Here is a 1,964-nt window from a genome sequence, read left to right on the forward strand (position 1 = left end):
TTGTCAACGCCGGCCCAAAACTGACCCCTTTCCCTCACTTTTCGCCGATTGAAATTTGACCCCCTCGGCCTGTTTCTAAACGGTTTTCACTGCCCGTGTCGGGCTGGTACCGGCCTTACGTTTGTCCTTGAGGCGATAGCTGTCGCCCGAGATCTGCACGATGTGTGCGTGGTGTAACAGCCGATCGAGCATCGCTGCTGTCAGCGTCTGGTCATCCGCGAAGGTGCCGGCCCACTGGGTGAACGGCAGGTTGCTGGTGAGGATCATGCTGCCGCGCTCGTAGCGGCGGGCGACGACGTTGAAGAACAGATTGGCTTCGTCGCGTCCGAAAGGCAGGTACCCAATTTCGTCGATTACCAGCAGCCGAGGGCCCATCACCGCGCGGTTGAAATACTCCTTCAGACGATCCTGGCGATGTGCGGCAGCGAGTTGCAGCATCAGGTCGGCGGCGGTGATGAAACGGGTTTTGATACCTGCCAGGGTCGCACGATAGGCCAAGGCGCAAGCCAAGTGCGTCTTGCCTACGCCGCTGGGCCCGAGCAGGACGATGTTCTCGGCGCGCTCGACGAAGCTCAGCCCCGCCAACTCCTGCAATTGCGCTCGCGGCGCACCGCTGGCGAAGGCGAAATCGTATTGCTCCAATGTCTTGAGGGCAGGCAGTGTCGCCATCTTCAGCAAGGTCTGTCGCGAGCGCTCGGTGCGTGCCTCGGCTTCAGCGCGCAGAAGCTGCTCCAGGAAGTCGGCGAAGCTCTGTTCCTGAGTCGCTGCTTGCTGTGCCAAGCCAGCCCAGTCCACAGCCATCCGTTCAAGCTTGAGCTGCTGGCACAGCTCGATGATGCGGGCATGTTGCAGGTTCATCGGCTCCACTCCAGCAACTCATCGTAGACCGAAAGCGGGTGCTGCAAGCTCTCGTGCGGTAGAACCCGTCCCAGCCGCAGCGAGGTGATCGCCGGGGCTGTCATAACCCCGCCAGCTGGCAGGGGCAGCAAGACATCACGCTCTTCAGCCAGGCGTATCGCTGGCTTTACTCCGGTGGTGCCATGAATCCGCTGATGCGCGATTTCGTCGAGCCAACGACCGATATGCGCGTTGGCGGTGGCCACATCCAACGGCAAGCCCGCGCTCTTGAGCGTGGCCGCCAGCGGCGTGATGAAACTGCCCTTGAGGTAGCCGTTGAAGCGCTCGACCTTGCCTTTGGTCTTGGCCCGATAGGGTCGGCAAACACGAGGGCGAAAGCCGTATTCATCGGCCAGTGCCAGCAGCCGGGGATGCCAACGATGCAGGCCCATGCCATAGGCGTCGCGCTCCAGGATGATCGCGCCGGCGTTGTCGAACAGCGCCTCCTCTGGCACCCCGCCGAAATAGACAAAGGCCTCACGCAAGCCGTCCAACCACGCATCACTGTCCTCGCGGGCACCGAAGCGGACGAAGGTGGCACGGCTGTAGCCAAGCGTGGCGACGAAAGCCTTGAGCGGGTTGCGGCCCCTGCGGATGGTGGTGAAATCTACCTGCACCTGCTGGCCGGGCGAAGTCTCGAAGCGCACCACTGGGTCATGGCGTGGGCGCTTGAATGGCGCCAAGTAGGACTTTAGCTGGCTGACGCCGCCTGCATAGCCTTCAGCCTGGATCTCACGCAACAGCACGGTGGCAGGAATCCAATGTGGCCGGGCCGCCTCGATACGCTCTTGTAGATAGGTCTTGAAGGGATCGAGCTTGGCCGGACGCGGTTCCCGTGCCGGATAACGCGGTGGCTCGGCTTCGCCACGCAGGTACTTGCGAACGGTGTTGCGCGACAGCCCGAGAGTGCGCGCGATGGTCTTGATGCCCATGCCCTGACGGGCCAATACCCTAATTTCCACTGACTGCTCCTGGGTCAACATCTCGGCAGCTCAAAGCCACCATGATCGCCCAGGGGGTCAAATTTGCTTCGGCGTTAGGGGGTCAGTTTTACATTGGCGGTGACA

The 1,964-nt window shown here is 61.8% G+C and carries 2 protein-coding genes; both read right to left on the reverse strand.

The genetic code is table 11. The annotated features are described in order from the left end of the window. Positions 1–75: 75 nt before the first annotated feature. Positions 76–858: an IS21-like element helper ATPase IstB gene (istB, locus tag M5C01_RS32660; RefSeq protein ID WP_152742433.1), complete on the reverse strand. Its 783-nt coding sequence runs from the start codon at positions 856–858 to the stop codon at positions 76–78. After that, positions 855–1,880: an IS21 family transposase gene (gene istA / locus M5C01_RS32665; protein WP_152742432.1), complete on the reverse strand. Its 1,026-nt coding sequence runs from the start codon at positions 1,878–1,880 to the stop codon at positions 855–857. The genes istB and istA overlap by 4 nt, the downstream gene beginning before the upstream one ends. Between the last annotated feature and the right edge of the window lie 84 nt (positions 1,881–1,964).

Origin of the sequence: Pseudomonas sp. MWU12-2319, assembly GCF_023242525.1 — a bacterium.
Taxonomy (GTDB): domain Bacteria; phylum Pseudomonadota; class Gammaproteobacteria; order Pseudomonadales; family Pseudomonadaceae; genus Aquipseudomonas; species Aquipseudomonas gingeri_D.